This is a genomic window from Salmonella sp. SAL4457 (assembly GCF_046548235.1).
GTDB classification, from domain to species: Bacteria; Pseudomonadota; Gammaproteobacteria; order Enterobacterales; family Enterobacteriaceae; genus Salmonella; species Salmonella enterica.
Map to the genome: position 1 here is coordinate 1 of NZ_JBGDZO010001268.1, position 239 is coordinate 239.

Consider the following 239-nt stretch of genomic DNA (forward strand, 5'->3'; position numbering starts at 1 on the left):
CTTTGCCCGTGGCCGACGCGCTCGATACCTGCGCGCAGATCGCCGCGGCCGTCGAAGCCGCGCACGCGGCAGGCGTCATCCACCGCGATCTCAAGCCCGGCACTGTGATGTGCACCCAAAACGGCCGGGTCAAGGTGCTCGATTTCGGCCTCGCCCGCGAGGTCCGCCCGAGCGATGTCCCGAGCGAGCCCATCTCCGCGCCGAACCTGCCCTCGACCTCGAGCCTCACGGGCGTGAAC

The 239-nt window shown here is 70.3% G+C and carries 1 protein-coding gene; it reads left to right on the forward strand.

Annotated features, from left to right (window positions below; translation table 11 throughout):
* Window positions 1–239 (forward strand): protein kinase domain-containing protein (locus tag ACLJNW_RS28265; protein ID WP_410961953.1); only part of this gene is annotated, 239 nt, incomplete at both ends.